The sequence below is a fragment of the Streptomyces achromogenes genome, assembly GCF_030816715.1.
Taxonomy (GTDB): domain Bacteria; phylum Actinomycetota; class Actinomycetes; order Streptomycetales; family Streptomycetaceae; genus Streptomyces; species Streptomyces achromogenes_A.
This window is the reverse complement of record NZ_JAUSYH010000001.1, coordinates 6,623,136-6,643,639: the sequence shown is the minus strand read 5'-3', so window position 1 is coordinate 6,643,639 and position 20,504 is coordinate 6,623,136. Positions and strand designations below refer to the sequence as shown.

Here is a 20,504-nt window from a genome sequence, read left to right as displayed (position 1 = left end):
GTAGGAGGTACGGATCTCAGCCCTTGACCGCGCCGAGCATCACGCCCGAGACGAAGAAGCGCTGGACGAACGGGTATACGCAGAGGATCGGCAGCGAGGTCAGCACGATCGTGACCGCCTGGATGTTCGCCCCGACCTGGCTCAGCTGTTCCGTGGCGGCACCGGCGTTTCCCCCCGTGGTGGCCCCCGCGATGAGGTTGCGCAGATAGACGGTGACCGGCATGAGCTCGGTGCGGTCCATGTAGAGGTAGGCCGAGAACCAGGAGTTCCAGAAGGACACCGAGTAGAAGAGGACCATGGTCGCGATGACGGCCTTGGACAGCGGTAACACGATCCTGAGCAGGATTCCGTATGTGCTCAGTCCGTCGATCTCGGCTGCTTCCTCGAGCTCGACCGGAAGGCTCTCGAAGAAGGCCTTCATCACCAGCAGGTTGAAGACGCTGATCGCGTTCGGCAGGGCGATGGCCCAGACGGAGTTCTTCAGACCGAGACTGGTGACCAGGACGTAGTTGGGGATCAGTCCGCCCGTGAAGAACATGGTGAACACCGCGACGCCGACGAGCAGCCCGCGCCCCTTGAGATCGCGCTTCGACAGGACGTAGGCGTAGCACGTGGTCAGAACCATGGCGATGACCGTGGAGACAACCGTGTAGAAGACGGTGTTGCCGTAGTTTCGCCAGAACATCGAGTCCTGGAAGACGATTCTGTACGTGGTGAGGTTGAAGCCCTTGGGCCACAGGGCCACTTCGCCGGCCCGGATGTGGCCTTCACCGCTGAAGGACCGGGCGATGATGTTGACGAACGGATACAGGGTCACCAGGACGACGAGGGTGAGAACCACGCCGTTGACGCCTTGGAACACGCGGTAACCGCGCGTCGGCTGACTCACGGAGGTGCGCGGACGCCGTGCACGAGGCGTCAGGAGGCTCACCACAGGCTCGTCCCGACGGTGCGGCGCGACAGCTGGTTCGCGCTCATGATCAGGACGAGGCCGATGATCGCTTCGAACAGGCCGATCGCGGCGGCGTAGCTGAAACTGTTGGACTCGACGCCGGCACGGTAGAGGTAGGTGGACACCACGTCGGCCGTCGGGTAGGTCAGGGGGTTGTACAGCAGCAGGACCTTCTCGAATCCGACCGCCATGAACGTGCCGATGTTGAGGATCAGCAGCGTGATCATGGTGGGGCGGATTCCGGGCAGCGTGACATGCCAGATCTGCCGCCAGCGGCTCGCGCCGTCGATGCGGGCCGCCTCGTAGAGATCCTCGTCGATCGTGGTGAGGGCGGCGAGGTAGAGGATCGTGCCCCAGCCGGCGGTCTGCCAGATCTCCGAACCGACGTACACCGTGCGGAACCAGCCCGGCTCCTGGATGAACCGCACCGGATCGTGGCCGAGCAGGCCCAGCGCATGGTTCACCGGACCGTCCGTGGCCAGCATCTGCAGGGTGATGCCCGCGACGATCACGATCGACAGGAAGTGCGGAAGGTACGAAACCGATTGCACGAACCGTCGCAGGGAACGCCGGCGCACCTCGTTGAGCAGCAACGCCAGGACGAGCGGCAGCGGGAAACAGAACAGCAGGGTCAGCCCGCCGAGCCACAGGGTGTTGCGGAAGACCTGCCAGAAGGTGGGATCGGTCAGGAACATCCGTACATACCGCAACCCCACCCACTGCTCCCCCAGGATCGAACCGCCCGGCTCGAAGCGGCGGAAGGCGATCACGTTGCCGAGCATCGGCAGATAGCGGAAGACCAGGAAGAACAGCAGGGGCAGGACGGCCAGCGAGTAGAGCTGCCAGTCCCGACGCCAAGCCCTCCGCCAGCCGCGGCGCACGACGGGAAGCGGGGAGCGGCGCGGGGTCTTCGCAGCAGGGTCCTGGGTGTCGGGGGGTGGGGCCGACGTGGTGGAGGTGCTCATGCTCGGGCCTCCCGGGGCGTTCTCGAAACACTCGGATCTCAACGCTCGATCTCGAAACTTTCGTGCCCTTACCGGTAACTCTGCGGAAACGTACGGGGTCCCGGAAAGCGCTGTCAATGGGTGCTGCACGGCTGGCTGGTGGGATGTCCTGCGGCGTTGAATCCTCTGCGGGTCGGGGTAGATCCGGTGGGAGTGCAGTGCGCCGAGTGTTACCGTTCTTCGCAAATTTCTGGATGACCAGCGCAACAATCGTTGGCCCACCCCCAGTGAGGTGCCCTCGTGCCTGCGTTCGACCTGCCGTTACCGGATCTGGAGCACCATCGCCCCGAACCCGACGAGCCCGCCGACTTCGACATGTACTGGGCTGCCGCCCTGAAGGAAGCCGCGCACCGGGACCCGCTGGTGTCGGTAAGACCTGTCGAAACCGGTCTCCGACTGACGCGGACCTGGGACGTGACGTTCCGGGGTTACGCGGGCGACCCGATCCGGGCCTGGTTCAGCCTCCCGGCCGGCGCGCGGAAACCGTTGCCGGCGGTTGTCGAGTATGTCGGCTACGGACGCGGACGCGGCCTCCCTCATGAGCGGCTGACCTGGGTGAACGCAGGTTACGCACACCTTCTGATGGACAACCGCGGCCAGGGCGACCAGTACGGCAGCGGAGGCGACACCCCCGACCCGCACACCGCCCTGTCGGGCGGTCCCGGGCCGGCCGTCCGCGGCCTCCTCTCCCCGCCGGACTACCACTACCGACGCCTGATCACCGACGCGGTGCACGCGGTGACGGCAGTACGTTCGCTGCCCGGCGTCGACCCGCTGCGCACGGCCGCCGTCGGCAACAGTCAGGGCGGCGGACTGGCCCTGGCGGTCGCGGGCCTGGTCCCCGACCTGGCCGCCGTCCTCGTCACGGCTCCGTTCCTGTGCGGGATCCGGCGGTCGCTGGAGCTCACGGACGCGGGACCGTACGGCGAGATCGCCGCCTACCTCTCCGTACGCCGCGGCAGCGAGGAAACCGCCTACCGGACCCTTTCCTATGTGGAGGGCGTGTCCTTCGCCCGGCGCGCGCAGGCCCCCGCCCACTTCGGCACGGGCCTGCGCGACACGGTCTGCCCGCCTAGCGGGGTGTACGCGGCGTTCAACCGGTACGGCGAACTGAGCGGCGGCGCGCATCCCCGCAAGGAGATCCACGTATACCCGTTCAACGGACACGAAGGGGGTGAGGCGGAGCAGGTGCGACGGCAACTGGTCTGGCTGGAGTCTCAGTTGGCCGACCGATCGCCCTGCGACCGCCATGCCCCGCCGATCGACGGCGCAGCGTTCGGTTCCGGCCGGTAGCGGCGGCGCGGCTCACCCATGACCGTCGCATGCGGGCGCGGTCCACCGGCGTCGGCATGGTCGGCGCACACGTCGCCGCTGCCCGTACGACAACGCGATGACGTGTGCGTCAACCGGCTCGGCTCGAACAGCCCCGGGGACAGCAGCCGGTCGGCCTGTTCGCCCCGGTCGCCAAGGCGTCCTACGACGAAGAAGGCCGACACCGTGAACGGGCGGTCGGCCCGGGGTGTCAGGCCCGGGGTGCCGGGAGCCGGGAGGTCGGAGCCGGGAGGTCGGAGCCGGGAGGTCGGAGCCGGGAGGTCGGAGCCGGGAGGTCGGAGCCGGGAGGTCGGAGCCGGTGGGCGGGCGAACCACGCCCACCGGCTCCGATCTCAGCGGCCCGCTCGACCGGCTTTTTCGGTCAACCGACTCTGCAGGGGAGGCTCGTGGCGCTGTCACCTCCCGCCCCTGAGGCCACGTATCCGAACGTCGCGCTCTGGCCCGGACTCAACGAGCCGTTCCAGTCGGCGTTGTGGACCATCACCGCCTGCCCGTTGTAGGTCGCGTTGCCGCTCCAGAGGCTCACGACCGACTGACCTGCGGGCAGCGTCCAGTCGACCATCCAGCCGAGCATCGGGACGTCACCCGAGTTGGTGACGGTCACCTCCGACTGGTAGCCGCCGTTCCAGGTGTTGGTGGTTCTGCGGGACGCCGTGCAGGTCCCGGGAACCGGTTCGCCGGGGTTGCCGGGTTCGTGGATGCCGGTCACCTCACCGTTCCCGCCGTCGAAGACGACGTCGGAGCAGGAGTAGAAGGTCTCGGCGCTGTCGGAACGCTGCCAGACCATGTAGATGATGTGGCGGCCGGACTTGTTGGCCGGAAGCCGACCGGTCCAGGAGTAGTTGGCCTCGACCGTGCCGGGGCTTCCGTGGAGGGGCGGGTGGTCGACGGAGAGGAAGGGCTGGTCCTCGATGTCGTTCCAGCCGAGCGTCCGGGTCGGGTCGAAGCCGTCCTTGGTGACGTAGACGTAGAACCAACCCGGATGCGCCGCCCAGGCGTTGTAGGAGAAGTCGACGGTCGCACCCGAGGTGAGGTGGGTGAGCGGCCAGTCGTTGCGGGCTGCGTTGAACCCGGTGAAGTTGGTGTTGCCGCCGCTGCACAACTGACCGTCCGGCACGAAGCCACGGGTGCGGCCCGCTCCGTCGGAACGCAGCACCGAGAACCAGTTGTAGAACGGTGTGGTACCGCTTACCTGTTGCGCGTTCTTGCAGGCCGGATTGATGGGCTTGATCTCACCGGTGTTGGTCAGGGCGTCCTGCCAGCACAGGAAGGTGCGGCTGGCGGGTTTCATGGGGGTGCCATGAGCCTGGGCCTCCCCGCCGGCGGTCACGATCAGACCGAGTGCGGGGACCGTGGCCACCAGGGCCAGGAGGACGAGGAGCAGGGCTCGGGTGCGGAGGCGCGACCTCGCACACGCCTCCGATATTGACGTGATCATGACAGTTTTCATGCTCAATGAGTCCGCCTTCCGTGTACGGACCGTGCATGCATGGGGTGCACTGCGGATGCGGGGACGGGTAACGCGGTTCGACGGGGCTTCCAAGACGTCGCGGGTCGGACGCAGCGCCGTCCTGGCATGTCGACTGCGCGAAGCGGGAGCGTCCCGGCTCGGTCCGGCAGGTTCCGGTCCACCGGACGCGAACATTGTGGGAGCGCTCCCACTTCACCTGTGGCGGAAGATAGCGCCGCGCGGCCCACTTGTAAACGGTGACGTACGGCGTTTCCCGTACACGGAGAGAATTTTCCGCGAGTTGCACCGACGCGTGTCGGAGAAGCCGGTGGTCCGGGCTCGCCGCCCGGGGTCGGAAGGCCGGCCCTTGCACCAGGGCCCGGCCGGCCTCCGAACCATGCCTCCCGGCCCTGGTGGTGCCCCTTCCCCCTCATGGTGTCTCTCATCGTCACACGCCCCTGGTTTCTCTCCTCGTCACACGTCCCTGTGGGGATGTCCGGCAGGAAGACACCGCCCGGCCCACGCGTGTGACACCGACCGCCGCACCGGCGGGCCCCCGCGGGCGACCGCAGACGCCCACGGGGCGCGCTTCTCGGGACGAACACGGCGAAGGGCCGCACCCCCGTCACCGGGGATGCGGCCCTCGATCAACATCTCGCACGCCTACCGTCGGCTGTTTCCGTTGCCGAACCGCTTGCCGTGCTGGTCGCTGACGGAACGGATCACCGAACCGCTTGCCGTGCTGGTTACTTGCGGATCAGGCTGCGCAGCACGTACTGCATGATGCCGCCGTTGCGGTAGTAGTCGGCCTCACCGGGGGTGTCGATGCGGACGACCGCGTCGAACTCGACGCCCGTGTCGGTGGTGACCTTGACCGTGCGCGGCGTGGTGCCGTTGTTGAGCTCCTCGACGCCAGTGAAGGAGAAGGTCTCCTCGCCGGTCAGGCCGAGGGACTCGGCGGAGGCGCCCTCCGGGTACTGCAGCGGGAGCACGCCCATGCCGATGAGGTTCGAGCGGTGGATGCGCTCGTACGACTCGGCGATGACGGCCTTGACGCCGAGCAGCGCGGTGCCCTTGGCGGCCCAGTCGCGGGACGAGCCCGAGCCGTACTCCTTGCCGGCCAGGATGGCCAGCGGGACGCCCTGCTCGATGTAGTTGCGGGAGGCGTCGTAGATGAACGACACCGGACCGCCGTCCTGGGTGAAGTCGCGGGTGTAACCGCCTTCCGTCCCCGGCGCGATCTGGTTGCGCAGGCGGATGTTGGCGAACGTGCCGCGGATCATGACCTCGTGGTTGCCCCGGCGTGAGCCGTAGGAGTTGAAGTCACGACGCTCCACACCGTGCTCGGTGAGGTACTTGCCGGCCGGGGTGTCGGCCTTGATGGCGCCGGCCGGGGAGATGTGGTCGGTGGTGACCGAGTCGCCCAGCTTGGCCAGCACGCGGGCGCCGGTGATGTCGGAGACCGGGGTGGTCTCCATCGTCATGCCCTCGAAGTACGGGGGCTTGCGGACGTAGGTCGACTCGGCGTCCCACTCGAAGGTGTTGCCGGTCGGGATCGGCAGCGCCTGCCACTGGGCGTCGCCCGCGAAGACGTCCTGGTAGGACTTGTTGAACATGTCCTCGCCGATGGCGTTCGCCACGACGTCGTTGACCTCGGCCTCGGAGGGCCAGATGTCCTTGAGGAAGACCGGGTTGCCGTCCTGGTCGATGCCCAGGGCGTCCTTGGTGATGTCCACCTTCATGGAACCCGCGAGGGCGTACGCGACGACCAGCGGCGGGGACGCCAGGTAGTTCATCTTGACGTCGGGGTTGATGCGGCCCTCGAAGTTCCGGTTGCCGGAGAGGACCGAAGTCACCGCGAGGTCATGGTCGTTGACGGCCTTGGAGACCTCCTCCGGCAGCGGGCCGGAGTTGCCGATGCAGGTGGTGCAGCCGTAGCCGACCAGGTTGAAGCCGACCTTGTCGAGGTACGGCGTGAGACCGGCCTTGTCGAAGTAGTCGGTGACGACCTTCGACCCCGGGGCGAGAGTGGTCTTGACCCACGGCTTGCGGGTCAGGCCCTTCTCCACGGCCTTCTTCGCGACGAGCGCGGCGGCGACCATGACGTACGGGTTGGACGTGTTGGTGCAGGAGGTGATGGCCGCGACCGTCACCGCGCCGTGGTCGATCTCGTACGTCGAGCCGTCCGCGGCGGTCACGGTGACCGGGTTGGACGGAGCGCCGTTCGGGGCGACGGCCGGGGAGTCGGAGGCCGGGAAGGACTCCTTGCCCGCCTCGTCGACGTCGTCGACGTAGTTGCGCACGTCCGCCTTGAACTGCTCGGCGGCGTTCGCGAGGACGATGCGGTCCTGCGGGCGCTTCGGACCGGCGATCGAGGGGACGACGGTCGACAGGTCCAGCTCGAGCTTCTCGGAGAAGTCCGGCTCGGCCTTCGGGTCCAGCCAGAGGCCCTGCTCCTTGGCGTACGCCTCGACGAGCGCGACCTGCTGCTCGGAGCGGCCGGTGAGCTTGAGGTACTTCAGGGTCTCGTCGTCGATCGGGAAGATCGCGGCGGTGGAGCCGAACTCCGGCGACATGTTGCCGATGGTGGCGCGGTTCGCGAGGGAGGTGGCGGCGACGCCCTCACCGTAGAACTCGACGAACTTGCCGACGACGCCGTGCTTGCGCAGCATCTCGGTGATGGTGAGCACGAGGTCCGTGGCGGTGGTGCCGGCGGGCAGCTCGCCGGTCAGCTTGAAGCCGACGACGCGTGGGATGAGCATGGAGACCGGCTGGCCGAGCATCGCGGCCTCGGCCTCGATGCCGCCGACGCCCCAGCCCAGCACGCCGAGGCCGTTGACCATGGTGGTGTGGGAGTCGGTGCCGACCAGGGTGTCGGGGTACGCCTGGCCGTTACGGATCATGACCGTGCGGGCCAGATGCTCGATGTTCACCTGGTGGACGATGCCGGTGCCCGGCGGGACGACCTTGAAGTCGTCGAACGCGGTCTGGCCCCAGCGCAGGAACTGGTAGCGCTCCTTGTTGCGGCCGTACTCCAGCTCGACGTTCTGGGCGAAGGCGTCGTTGGTGCCGAACTTGTCGGCGATGACGGAGTGGTCGATGACCAGCTCGGCCGGGGAGAGCGGGTTGACCTTCGCCGGGTCGCCGCCGAGCTCCTTGACGGCCTCACGCATGGTGGCGAGGTCGACGACACACGGAACGCCGGTGAAGTCCTGCATGATCACGCGGGCCGGCGTGAACTGGATCTCCTGCGACGGCTGGGCCTGCGAGTCCCAGCCGCCGAGGGCACGGATGTGGTCGGCGGTGATGTTCGCGCCGTCCTCGGTACGGAGCAGGTTCTCCAGCAGCACCTTCAGGCTGTACGGAAGGCGAGCCGAGCCTTCCACCTTGTCCAGCCGGAAGATCTCGTACGACTCGTCGCCCACCTGCAGCGTGCTGCGGGCGTCGAAGCTGTTCGCCGACACGACAGTCTCCTTCATTGATGTGCGCGTACCACCGCATCCTGCCGCCACACGGGCTTGGCCGATCAGCTGAGGTCAAGCTAAGTTAGGCAAGCCTTACTGGCGTGGCGGCTGCGGTGCGCCTCGGCAGATATCTCGATGTCGAGATAACTCTAGTACATGGGCGCGGAATGGTCATGCCCGGGCTCGCCGCCCCCTGCCGGGGAATGCGGCATTGCGCGCCCGGCCGGGCATGCCGACAGCCGCCACCAGAGGTGGCCACGAGTCTGACGCCGGTTGCGTGCACGCCGTCAGTGATCTCCGCCACGCACCGCGCGACAGGCGCGAAGCCGACGATTTCTCGCCGTCGGCGATTTCTCATCACCGGCGAACCGCGCCTCGCCGTGAACCGCCCCCGGCCGGTCCCCGGCGCCTTGGGCGGCCAGCCCCCGCCCCGGCGGGCGAGGAGGCCCTCCTCGACGTGGGCGAAGGGCAGGAGACGGCGCGGCACCCGCCGGGGGCGACCAAGACCTCCGCGCCATCCCGGGTGCGCGACAGGCATGTTGGACGCACGCCGCCCGGCCGCCCCGGCCATGGGTCCGCCGAGCCGGGGTAGACGTCGGCCAACGGACACTTCGCGACGAAGGAGGCTCCATGCCCCTCACCTTCCGCAAGAGTTTCCGCATCCTTCCCGGGGTGCGGCTGAACATCAACCGGCACTCCTGGTCGATCACGACCGGCGGCGGCCGGCACGGGCCGCGTCAGACGCACAGCAGCACCGGACGTCGCACGACATCGATGGATTTGCCCGGACCTTTCGGATGGCGTCGTACGCGTCGCGCCAGGCGGGGTTGACGGGATGTCACCCGAACGGCCCCCTCAGGAGGCGCGATCTCATATCTGAGATAACCTCAGCCTCATGGCAGACGACTACCTCGTACGCATCGGCAAGCTCATCCGTGACGCCCGGCAGCACCGGGGCTGGACACAGGCACAGCTGGCCGAGGCGCTCGGAACCAGCCAGAGTGCCGTCAACCGCATCGAGCGGGGCAACCAGAACATCAGCCTTGAGATGATCGCTCGCATCGGTGAAGCCCTGGACAGCGAGATCGTCTCTCTGGGGTACGCGGGGCCGATGCATCTGCGGGTCGTGGGCGGCCGCCGGCTGTCCGGCGCGATCGACGTGAAGACCAGCAAGAACGCGTGCGTGGCCTTGCTGTGCGCCTCGCTGCTCAACCAGGGGCGCACGGTGCTGCGCCGGGTCGCCCGCATCGAGGAGGTCTACCGGCTGCTCGAGGTCCTCGGCTCCATCGGTGTACGGACGCGCTGGATCAACGGCGGCGTCGACCTGGAGATCGTGCCGCCGGCCGAGCTGGACATGGCGGCGATCGACGCCGAGGCGGCCGTGCGCACGCGCTCCATCATCATGTTCCTCGGTCCGCTGCTGCACCGGATGACCCACTTCAAGCTGCCCTACGCGGGCGGCTGCGACCTCGGGACCCGGACCATCGAGCCGCACATGATCGCCCTGCGCCGGTTCGGGCTGGACGTCGCCGCGACGGAAGGGCAGTACCACGCCGTCGTCGACCGCGCCGTCCGCCCGGACCGGCCGATCGTGCTGACCGAGCGCGGAGACACGGTCACCGAGAACGCGTTGCTGGCGGCCGCCCGGTACGACGGGGTAACCGTCATCCGTAACGCTTCCTCGAACTACATGGTCCAGGACCTGTGTTTCTTCCTGGAGGCGCTCGGCGTCCGGGTCGAGGGCATCGGCAGCACGACGCTCACCGTGCACGGCGTGCCGAACATCGACGTGGACGTGGACTACTCCCCCTCCGAGGACCCGGTCGAAGCGATGAGTCTGCTGGCCGCCGCCGTCGTCACGGAGTCGGAGCTGACGGTGCGGCGGGTGCCCATCGAGTTCCTGGAGATCGAGCTGGCGGTCCTGGAGGAGATGGGCCTGGACCACGACCGCACGCCGGAGTACCCGGCCGACAACGGCCGCACCCGGCTGGTGGACCTCACGGTACGGCCCTCCAAGCTGGAGGCGCCGATCGACAAGATCCATCCGATGCCGTTCCCCGGCCTGAACATCGACAACGTCCCGTTCTTCGCGGCCATCGCGGCCGTCGCGCAGGGCAAGACCCTCATCCACGACTGGGTGTACGACAACCGGGCCATCTACCTGACGGACCTCAACCGGCTCGGCGGACGCCTGCAACTCCTCGACCCGCACCGGGTGTTGGTGGAGGGCCCGACACGCTGGCGCGCCGCCGAGATGATGTGCCCGCCGGCCCTGCGCCCCGCCGTGGTCGTCCTGCTGGCGATGATGGCTGCGGAGGGCACGTCCGTGCTGCGCAACGTGTACGTCATCAACCGCGGTTACGAGGACCTGGCCGAGCGGCTGAACTCGATCGGCGCGCAGATCGAGATCTTCCGGGACATCTGAGCACCCCTCGAAGGAAGGCCGTCGCACCCTTCGTGAACTGCGCCGATGCAGGGCTGGAAGGTGTGCGACGGCGTCTCTGGGACTTCTCTGGGACATTGTGCCGGGACCCCGCAGCACGGTGGCCTTGATCGATGACTACCGTCAAGGGCGCCAATCGGCCAGCAGCCGTATGCACACCTTCATGACATGCATCTCACCCGGCTCAGCAGAAGGAATGCGCCCTCAGGAATCGCCATCGCCGTCAAGACGATTCGGCAGCCACCTCGACGCCTCTTCGCAACTGACACGGTCCGTGTCCACGTACCACTGCCGCCGTTGACCGTCCCACCGCGCACCGAGCAACCGCTTCGCCTCGTCCTTCTCGGCATACGGAACGTTCAGATAGAGCCGTGTTCCGCCCCGCGTCGCGGCCGGGCCGTCCGTCGGACGAGAGGCCCTTGGGTTCCATGCGGAACGCTCCTTGCGTGCGCGCTCGATCACACGCCCCACTCGCTCGCATGCGGCCGGATCCGTCAGGCGCATCATCAGATCCGTCGGGCCCGAGTTCGCCAGCAGGTTGAGCGAACCGTGCCACAGCACAGCGGCATCCAGAACGAGCACCTTCTCGTGCATGCGGTCACGGAACTCAACCTGGCATCCGGCCGCTCTCAGCTCCTGGACGAGTCCTCGGACGCGTTCCACTGCCGCGTCCGAGGACTGCTCCTCGGGCGGCCGGGTGCGGACGGTGACAGTGACACCGTCCGCCACTCGCTTGGCCAGCTGTGTGGACCACATCCGCACAGGTCGTGGATCGAGGAAAGGGCAGTAGACCTCGATGCTGCGCATGGCCCGGTCGATGTCCCAGCTCACGGCGCGAGGCACCTCGTCGGCCGGGAAGAACGCCGGCCGGGAGAGCTCCTCCTCGGAGAGCGAGGCGAGTTGTGCGGCCTCGCGAACGGGGATGAGCTGGTCGACGGAGATGCACTGGGCGTGCGCTTCGAGATGGTCGAGCATTCGTCGCGCTTCGCTGGTCGCGGACAGGTGCTGCCGCAGGTGGTCGACGTCCGCGATCACGATGAGGTGGTCCTGGGCACGGCTGAGCGCGACGTTGAGCAGACGGCAAGTGTTCGAGGACAGACCGGTTCCCTGGAAGAAGTAGCCGGGGTGGGTTCCGGCTCCTGCCGTCGTGTCGAGGATGACGATGGGTCGCTGGCTGCCCTGGAAGCGGTGCACGGTGTCGACCAGACCCTCGAACTGTTCCCCGAATCGGTAGCCGAGGCTGCTCTTGAGCGCCTGGACCTGCTTTCTGTACGGGGCGATCACAGCGAGGCGGTCGGTGGCCCTTTCCCCGACCGGTACGTCGTCCCACTTACGGCCGGGCAGCACGCCCTCGTACTGGAGTCCGCGAACGAATTCGTGGACGGCGGCCTCGTGAACGGTGTTGGTCTGGTGGTCGCGACCACGGATGCGTTGGCGCGAGGTGTCGACGAGGATCAGTGGCGCGTCGACCAAGGCGTTGAACGGGATCCGAGAATCGTCATCGCGCCCCGTCTTCAGTGGTGCGTCCGGGTACGCGACGGTGTTGACGAGATCGCAGATCGCGCTGTTCATGCGGTACTGGGTCTCGAGTGCGACGAGCCGCGCATCCGGCATCACCGACCCGCCCGCACTCACCAGCCCGGCACTGGAGAACACGTCCCGGGCAGTCCATTGCCGGGCGTGCTCCCGCTCGACCTCCGACGCTTTACGGTCGCTGTCGGCCTTCGTCACCGCCGGCAGCTGACGGAAGTCTCCGGCGAACACGATCCGCTTCCCCGCCAGCCCGGCGGCGTACCAGGCGGCCGGAAGGTTGACCATCCCGGCCTCGTCGACGATGACCACGTCCACTCGGTCGAGGAGTTTGCGTACCTGCACGCCCATGGTCACGGTTGCTCCGAGGACGCGGCATTTCGAGCGTACGGTCTCCTTGACCTTCTGGCGCTGCGCTTCCAGTTCGCCGATCTGCTGCTGGATGTGCTCGGCCTGGGACAGCAAGGTCGCACGGGCGGGCAGCCCGAGGAGCTTCGACTGTTCGGCGGTGATCGCCTTGTCCATTCTGTCGGCCTCGGCCGCGGCCCGGCGGAGGTCGCGTTCCGCCGCTGCCAGCCCCGTCGAGGCGTGCTGGACGTCGATGCGGGCTTGGTGGAGCGCGGCTCGGGCCTTGTCGAGCTGGGCCTGCTTGCGACCGGCGAAAATGCCGCTCGGGGCCCCTGTCGTCCTGATCAGTTCTTCTTGGACGGCGATTACGGATCGTGCTGTGTTCTGGGCCTGAAGGTGGTTCGTCCGTCTGCTGCCCGCATCGTTCTGAACCCGCCGAGCAGCGGCGAGGTCCGTACGGAGACCGTCCACTCTGTCATGGACAGCGGTGCCCTCTTGGGCGTGCTGCAAGGCCGTGCCGAGCTGTACGAGGGACTCGTCCAGGTGGGCGCTCAGCCGGGTGCCGATCCGGTCGGCGTCGACCTGGTCGCCGTACCGATCCCGCAGCGAGGCGCCGGCGATGGTCCCGGCACGCTGCACGAGCCCGCTGTCGAAGCCGTCCTCGTTCGAGAGCAGCTCACATATGCGTTCCAGAGCCTGGTCCACGGCCACGTTGGTGGGGGCCAGGAAGAGCACTGAGTGCCCTTGCCGGTAGCACCCTTCGACAATGTGCCCGACCACATCGGTCTTGCCCGTCCCGGGCGGGCCCCACAGGAACAACACGTCACCGTCGAGGGCTTGTGCCACCGCCTGGCGCTGACGAGGGTTGAGCTTGAGAGACGCCCAGTTGGCGACCCATTGGGCAGTGACTCCCGTGCCTTTCCCCGGCCGGGGGTCCCCCTGCCCGAGGGCCCAGGCCGCGTGCTCCGTCCGGACGGGGTGATTTTGCTGCCCCACCGTCTCCAGCCGTTCTACGAGAACGCGCCAGGTGGCCGCGTCGTCCTCCCGGATCTGCACATGGGAGGGGGTCGCTCCGAGGTCCGCCCCGGTCACCACACGCACCTTGCCCTCGGGCAGGCGCGACACCTCCGCCGGCGTCCACTCGCCCGTCGACCGGGACGGGCGCACCAGCGACGCCTTGCCGTCGAGGGCGTCCAGCCACCGCTTGCAGTCGAAGTGATACTCATGCCTGCCGTCGACGGTGGCCACCCTGCGCCCGGCCGAGAGCGAGACCTTGCCTCCGTCCTTGCCGTCGCTGCGCAGCTCCGCTGCGATCTCCAATCGCGCGGCCGTGAGCAGTTCCTTGACCGGATACGGCAATCCCGCGGCCTCGTTCAATCCCGTCCCCCGTAGCCCCACAGACGTGGCCCTCTCTTGAGACCTGCGCCGAAAAGGATGACGGTAAGCACGAGGAACAGAGGAGCGAGTCTTTCAGGCCACATCAGCCGACGCAGTGCGTTGACAACGTCAACAGTAAGGTGTGATGCTCGTCAACAGGTGAAGGTATACGCTCCCTACGGAATGTACCCACCTTGTATGCGACGGGTGAGAGCGGGGAGGGCCAGTGGGCCAGGAGACGGTCGCCGGGCGGTTCCGGATCACGGGGATCCTGGGCCGTGGGAACATGGGCGAGGTACACCGCGCCGAGGACCTGCAGGCCGCCCCGGACTCCCCGCGCCGGCAGGTCGCCGTGAAGACCGTGCTGCGGAGCCGGACCGGGCTCGCCGTCGACGCCTCGGGGTCCGGCAAGGAGATCGACCGCTTCCGCCGTGAAGTGCGGATCATGCGCATGCTCTCCCAGGGCCACCCGAACCTCACCCTGCTGATCGACGGCGGTGTGGACGAGGCGCCGGGCGGCAGCGGACTGCCGTATCTGGCCATGGAGTTGCTGGACGGCCATCCGCTCGCCGACCTCATCGACGAAGAACCCCAGCTGCCGGTCTCCTGGGTCGCCGCGCTCGGGGCGCAGCTCGCCGCCGGTCTTGCCGCCGCGCACACCGCGGGGGTGGTCCACCGCGATCTGAAGCCGGCCAATGCGATGCTGACCCGCGACGGCACCGTCAAGGTCCTCGACTTCGGTATGGGTTCGGTCGTCGACGATTCCGACCAGACGCGGCTGACCAGTACGGGTGTCAGCGTCGGCACGGCTCGCTACATGGCGCCCGAGCAGTTCCGTGCCGAGCGGGTCTCCGCGTCGGCCGATCTCTACGCGCTCGGCTGCATCCTGTACGAACTGCTGATAGGGCGGCCGCCGTTCTCCGCGAGAACCCCCTACGAGCTCTCCGAACAGCATCAGCACGAGCGGCCGCCGCGGCTGACCCTGGTGCGCCCGGATCTGCCCGCCGAGCTGGTCCGGCTGGTGGAGCGCCTCCTGGAGAAGGACGCCGAACTCCGGCCCGAAAACGCCGACTTGGTACGCGAGACGCTGGTCCCGCTCGCCTTCGCACCGGACGACACGGCCGCCCTGCTGGCTCCGCACTGGCAGGTCATGGACCCGGTGGCGCGACTGCGCGCCCTCCTCCCCCGGCCCACCCCGGCCGCACCCACGCCCGTGCCGCGCAGAGAGCCCCGGCTGCCCGAGGCGATGGACGTCTTCGGCATCCACTCCGACCTGATCAGCGAGTACGAGAATTTCACCAGGAGCGCGACGGTGTTCCGGGACGCCCGCATCGACGGCTTCGTCAAGGACGATCTGGCGGCGAAGTCCCAGTGGCCCGACCCCTGGTTGTCGCTGAACCCGTTCTTCGCGGACGGCGGTCAGGTCACCGATCTCGTGCGGGACGGCGTGCTCCACCCGAGGTGCGCGGAGATCTTCCAGGCCGACAAGAAGGAGAGCTCGCCGCGCCCCGACGGGCGTCCGCTGACCTTCCACCTCCATCAGCGGCAGGCGATCGAGGCCGCGCAGGCGGGCGACTCGTACGTGCTCACCACGGGCACCGGTTCCGGCAAGTCGCTGTCGTACATCGTTCCGATCGTGGACCGTGTGCTGAAGGAGCGTCAGGCGGCCGGCCCCGATGCGGCTCGCCGGGTGCGTGCGATCGTCGTCTACCCGATGAACGCGCTGGCCAACTCGCAGATGGGCGAGTTGGAGAAGTATCTGCGCCACGGCTTCGGCAAGGGCCGGGAGCCGGTCACCTTCGCCCGCTACACCGGTCAGGAGTCCAAGGAGGACCGTCGGGAGCTGCGCAAGAACCCTCCGGACATCCTGCTGACCAACTACGTGATGCTGGAGCTGATGCTGACCCGGCCGGACGACCGGTCCAGCCTGATCCGCATGGCCGAGGGGCTGCAGTTCCTCGTCTTCGACGAACTGCACACCTACCGCGGCCGGCAGGGCGCGGACGTGGCGTTCCTGATCCGCCGCGTGCGTGAGGCCTGCCGCGCGTCCACGACCCTCCAGTGCATCGGCACCTCGGCGACCATGTCCACCGAGGGCTCCTGGGAGGACCAGCAGCGTGAGGTGGCGAGGGTCGCCGGCCGGTTGTTCGGTACGACGGTGCTGCCGAAGCGGGTCATCGGCGAGACCCTGGTCCGGGCGACCGAGGAGGCCCCCCGGAACGTGCCCGCCGAGCGGCTTCGGGTGCCGGCGGCGCCCCGCTCGTACGACGCGCTGACGAAAGACCCGCTGGCGCGCTGGGTGGAGTCCCGCTTCGGTCTGGAGCGCGAGGAAGGGACGGAACGGCTGCGGCGCTGCGCCCCGGACACCGTCGAGGAGGCGGCGGCCGAGCTGGCCACGGCGTCCGGGGTGCCCGAGGAGACCGTGCGCGAGGCGATCCGTACGACCCTGGAGGCGGGCGCGCAGGCCAAGCATCCGGTGACCGAGCGGCCTCTGTTCGCGTTCCGGCTGCACCAGTTCCTCTCCAAGGGCGACACCGTCTTCACCACGCTCGAGGATCCGCTGACCCGGCCGCTGACCCGGACCTACCAGCTGGAGCAGCCGGACAGCGACGGCAAACCGCTGTTCCCGCTGGCGTTCTGCCGTGAGTGCGGCCAGGAGTACCTGACCGTCTGGCGGACGGAGGAGGACGGCGCGTTCCGGTACGAGCCGCGCCGCGACACCTCCGCCTCGGGGGGCCGCGCGGGCGAGGGCTACCTGTACCTGGGCATGCCGGGCGAGGACTACGAGTGGCCGGCCGATCCGCAGAAGGCCGTGGACGACCGGCGGTTGCCGGAGTCCTGGCTGGAGACGGACGCGCAGGGTGTGACGGTCGTCAAGAAGTCCTACAAGCCCCGGGTGCCCAAGCGGGTCGTCGTGGACCCCCTCGGCCGCGAGTCGGGAGAGGGGCTGGTGGCGGCGTTCGTCCCGGCACCGTTCCTGTTCTGTGTGCACTGCCAGGTCTCCTACGAGCAGACCCGCGGCCGGGACTTCGCCAAGCTGGCCACCCTGGACCAGGAGGGGCGTTCCTCGGCGACCTCCCTGATCTCCGCGTCGATCGTGAAGTCCCTGCGGGCGGTCCCGCAGGAGAGCCTGGGCAAGGAGGCGCGCAAGCTCCTCACCTTCGTCGACAACCGGCAGGACGCCTCGCTGCAGGCCGGGCACTTCAACGACTTCGCCCAGGTGACCCAGTTGCGGGGCGCCCTCTACCAGGCCGCGGTGCGGGCCGGTGAGGACGGCCTCAGCCACGACGACCTCGCCGAGGCCGTCACCGAGGTGATGGGACTGACGCCGGCCGAGTTCACGGACGTCGCGAACCTGACACCGGCCATGGAGCGCCGGGCCGTGAAGGCCTTCCGGGACGTCGTCGGATACCGCCTCTACCGCGACCTGGAGCGCGGCTGGCGTATCACGATGCCGAACCTGGAGCAGACGGGGCTGCTCAGGATCGACTACGAGGACCTGGGCTGGCTCGCCGCCGCCGACGAGCGCTGGCAGTCCACGCACGCCGTGCTGCGGGACGCCGATCCCGCGCTGCGCGAGGAGATCGCCCGTACTCTGCTTGATTTCATGCGGCGGGCGCTGGCCATCGACGTCCAGTACTTCCGCGACGACTTCGACGCCCTGCAGCGGGCGAGCGAGGAGCGGCTGACCGGGGCGTGGGTGCTGAGCGAGAGCGACCGCCCGACTGTCGGAACCGCCTATCCGTACGGCTCGCGGCCGGGCATGGAGCGATCCGCGCTGTTCCTGTCGGCCCGCGGCAAGTTCGGCAAGTACCTGCGGCGGAACATGCCCGAGCTGCGCGAGGCGTCCGTGACCCTGGACGACGTCCAGGGCGTCATCGAGGACCTGTTGAAGGTACTGGTCGACGCAGACCTGGTGCGCGAGGTGGACGCGACCCCCGAGCTCTCCGGCCCTGCCTACCGGCGCCGCGCGGCGCAGAAGCGCACCGGATTCCGGGTGTCGGCCGCGGCGCTGATCTGGCGGGCCGGGAACGGTGAACGCGGCGCGGTCGACCCGCTCGCGCGCACCTACAACAGTGGCGAGGGCCCGCGCGTCAATCCGTTCTTCCGCGACCTGTACCGCACCGCGGCCGCCGAACTGGCCGGTCTGTACGCACGCGAGCACACCGCCCAGGTCCTCCCGGAGGACCGGCTGGAGCGCGAGGAGCAGTTCCGCAAGGCCGAACTGCCGCTCCTGTACTGCTCGCCGACGATGGAGCTGGGCGTGGACATCTCCTCGCTCAACGCCGTGCTGATGCGCAATGTGCCGCCGACCCCGGCGAACTACGCGCAGCGCTCGGGCCGCGCGGGCCGTTCCGGCCAGCCCGCGCTGGTGACCACGTACTGCGCGACGGGCAACAGCCACGACCAGTACTACTTCCGCGACTCCCAGAAGATGGTGGCGGGCCAGGTGGCCCCGCCCCGCCTCGACCTGGCCAACGAAGATCTCGTCCGCTCACATCTGCAGGGCATCTGGCTGGCGGAGACGGAGATGCAGCTCGGCATCGCGATTCCGGAGGTCGTCGACGTCGCCTACGACCCGGACGGGGACGACCGCCCCGATCCGCAGATGCCGCTCCCGCTCCGCTCCGACATCCTCCACCGGTCCCTGGACGAAGACGCCCGCAGGCGCGCGGCCGCCACCGCCCGGACCGTCCTCGCCCCGCTGATCGCGGACTTCGAGTCGACCACCTGGTGGTACGACGAGTGGATCGAGGACCGGATCGAGCGGGCCCCGCAGGAGTTCGACGCCGCCTTCGACCGGTGGCGCCAGCTGTTCCGGGCCGCCGTCATCGACCAGTACGAGCAGAACAAGCGGGTCGTCGACCACACCCTCACGCAGGGCGAGCAGAGCCGGGCGCGCAGCCGCCGCCGGGAGGCCGAGACCCAGACGAACCTGCTGCTGAACCGCTCCACCGACAGCAAGTCGGTGATGAGCGACTTCAACCCGTACCGCTATCTGGCGTCCGAGGGCTTCCTGCCGGGCTACAGCTTCCCGCGGCTGCCGCTGGCGGCGTACATCCCGCGCTCCGGCAACCGCCGCAACGCCGACGGCGACTATCTGCAGCGCCCCCGGTTCCTCGCGATCCGCGAGTTCGGCCCCGGTGCGCTCATCTACCACGAGGGCGCCCGCTACCAGGTCACGCGGGTGCAGCTGCCGCCGGACGCCACGGGCGAGCTGGCGACGGCGGAGGCCCGGCGCTGCGACGGCTGCGGCTACCACTACGCCGTCAAGCCCGGCCTCGACCAGTGCGACCTGTGCAAGGAGGAGCTGCGCGGCAAGCGCACCGGCCTGCTCCACCTGCACACCGTGTACACCACGCCGCGCGAGCGGATCTCCTCCGACGAGGAGGAACGCCGCCGGGCCGGTTTCCGGCTGGAGACCTCGTACGCCTTCCAGGACCACGGCGCCCGCAAGGGACGCCTCACCTCGCATGTCGCCGACGGCGACGGGGCGCCCGTCCTCGCCCTGGACTACGGCGACTCCGCGACCGTGCGCATCACCAACCTCGGCCGCGTCCGCGACAAGGAGGACGAGCCGGACGGCTACTGGCTGGACCTGGGCGACGGCCGCTGGCTCAACGACCGGGCCGCCGCCGACGCCATCGAGGGCACCGGTATGCCGGTGGTCGACGAGGACGGCAACGAGAAGCGCCGCAAGAAGCGGGTGCTGCCCTTCGTGGAGGACCGCCGCAACATTCTCGTGGTCACCCTGGAGGAGCCGCTGCCCGAGCCGGTGGCATGGTCGTTCCTGTACGCGCTGGAGCGAGGCATCGAGGCGGCGTTCGAGCTGGAGGACTCCGAGCTGACCGCGGAGCTGCTCCCGCCGGACGAGGGTCCGCGCCGCCGCATGCTGTTCACGGAGGCAGCCGAGGGCGGCGCCGGTGTGCTGCGCCGGATCCAGCACGAGAAGGACGCCCTCGCCAAGGCCGCGAAGACCGCCCTGGAGCTCTGCCACTTCGACCCGGACACGGGCGACGACGAGGGCGGGCCGGCGGACGGTGAGAGGTGCGCCCGCGGCTGCTACGCCTGCCTGCTGACCTACGCCAACCAGACGCACCACCGCCTGCTGAGCCGGCACGCCGCCCAACCGCTGCTGCTGCGGCTGTCCGAGGCCCGCACCGAGCGGGAGGACCGCGGCGAGTCCCGCAGCGAGCGGTTCCGCAGGCTGGCCCCCGCGAACACCTCGCCGACCCCGGTGGAGGCGGATCTGGCGGCCCTGGTCGCGCAGGGCGATCTGCTCGGCTGGCTGAGGGCTAAGGGTTACCGGCTGCCGGACGAGGTGGAAGTCCTCGTCCCGGAGGCCGGGGCCTGCCCGGACCTCGTCTTCCGGCTGGACGGCGCCAACCTCGCCGTGTTCGTCGACCTCCCGGGCCGCACCCCCGACTCCACCCGCGACATCGAGGCCGGGTATCGCCTGGAGGACGCCGGCTGGGACGTCGTGCGCTTCCCGACGGACGCCGACTGGGACACCATCGCGGACACCAACGCCCTGTACTTCCATCTCCGTTGACCGCACACCCTCCGATGTTCGTCCCAGCGGCTCCCGGCCATCAAGACCTTC

The 20,504-nt window shown here is 68.8% G+C and carries 9 protein-coding genes; 4 read left to right on the top strand and 5 right to left on the bottom strand.

All coding sequences use genetic code 11. From position 1 onward, the window contains the following. Positions 1 to 16: 16 nt before the first annotated feature. Both QF032_RS29695 and QF032_RS29690 read right to left on the bottom strand, forming a co-directional pair. Complete coding sequence (locus QF032_RS29695) at positions 17 to 889, bottom strand: carbohydrate ABC transporter permease (protein ID WP_307046692.1); 873 nt, start codon at positions 887 to 889, stop codon at positions 17 to 19. Positions 890 to 927: 38 nt separating this feature from the next. Further along, a complete protein-coding gene (locus tag QF032_RS29690) occupies positions 928 to 1,917 on the bottom strand; it encodes an ABC transporter permease (RefSeq protein WP_307046690.1) in 990 nt (329 codons plus the stop codon). A 279-nt stretch (positions 1,918 to 2,196) separates the two neighbouring features. Between QF032_RS29690 and QF032_RS29685 the strand changes: the two genes are divergently transcribed. Beyond that, the gene (locus tag QF032_RS29685) at positions 2,197 to 3,249 is read left to right on the top strand and encodes an acetylxylan esterase (protein ID WP_307046688.1); all 1,053 of its coding nucleotides are present in this window, start codon (positions 2,197 to 2,199) and stop codon (positions 3,247 to 3,249) included. Positions 3,250 to 3,649: 400 nt separating this feature from the next. Here QF032_RS29685 and QF032_RS29680 read toward each other — a convergent pair whose 3' ends face one another. Together QF032_RS29680 and acnA are read right to left on the bottom strand one after the other, a co-directional pair. Beyond that, positions 3,650 to 4,726, bottom strand: a complete 1,077-nt coding sequence (locus QF032_RS29680) for a lytic polysaccharide monooxygenase auxiliary activity family 9 protein (protein ID WP_306948679.1) — start codon at positions 4,724 to 4,726, stop codon at positions 3,650 to 3,652. Between the two features lie 758 nt (positions 4,727 to 5,484). Continuing rightward, complete coding sequence (gene acnA / locus QF032_RS29675) at positions 5,485 to 8,202, bottom strand: aconitate hydratase AcnA (protein ID WP_306948681.1); 2,718 nt, start codon at positions 8,200 to 8,202, stop codon at positions 5,485 to 5,487. Positions 8,203 to 8,832: 630 nt separating this feature from the next. On the opposite strand from acnA, the gene QF032_RS29670 reads away from it, so the two are divergent. Both QF032_RS29670 and QF032_RS29665 read left to right on the top strand, forming a co-directional pair. Continuing rightward, positions 8,833 to 9,033, top strand: a complete 201-nt coding sequence (locus QF032_RS29670; protein WP_306948683.1) for a DUF4236 domain-containing protein — start codon at positions 8,833 to 8,835, stop codon at positions 9,031 to 9,033. A gap of 64 nt (positions 9,034 to 9,097) precedes the next feature. Further along, on the top strand, positions 9,098 to 10,627 hold the full coding sequence (locus QF032_RS29665; RefSeq protein ID WP_306948685.1) for a helix-turn-helix domain-containing protein: 1,530 nt from the start codon (positions 9,098 to 9,100) through the stop codon (positions 10,625 to 10,627). A 222-nt stretch (positions 10,628 to 10,849) separates the two neighbouring features. Here the strand turns inward: QF032_RS29665 and QF032_RS29660 are convergent, their stop codons facing one another. Then, positions 10,850 to 13,345 carry an AAA domain-containing protein gene (locus QF032_RS29660; protein ID WP_307060417.1) on the bottom strand — a complete coding sequence of 832 codons (2,496 nt, stop codon included), beginning with the start codon at positions 13,343 to 13,345 and terminating at the stop codon, positions 10,850 to 10,852. Between the two features lie 781 nt (positions 13,346 to 14,126). Between QF032_RS29660 and QF032_RS29655 the strand changes: the two genes are divergently transcribed. Beyond that, positions 14,127 to 20,453, top strand: a complete 6,327-nt coding sequence (locus QF032_RS29655) for a protein kinase domain-containing protein (protein WP_307058153.1) — start codon at positions 14,127 to 14,129, stop codon at positions 20,451 to 20,453. Positions 20,454 to 20,504: the final 51 nt, after the last annotated feature.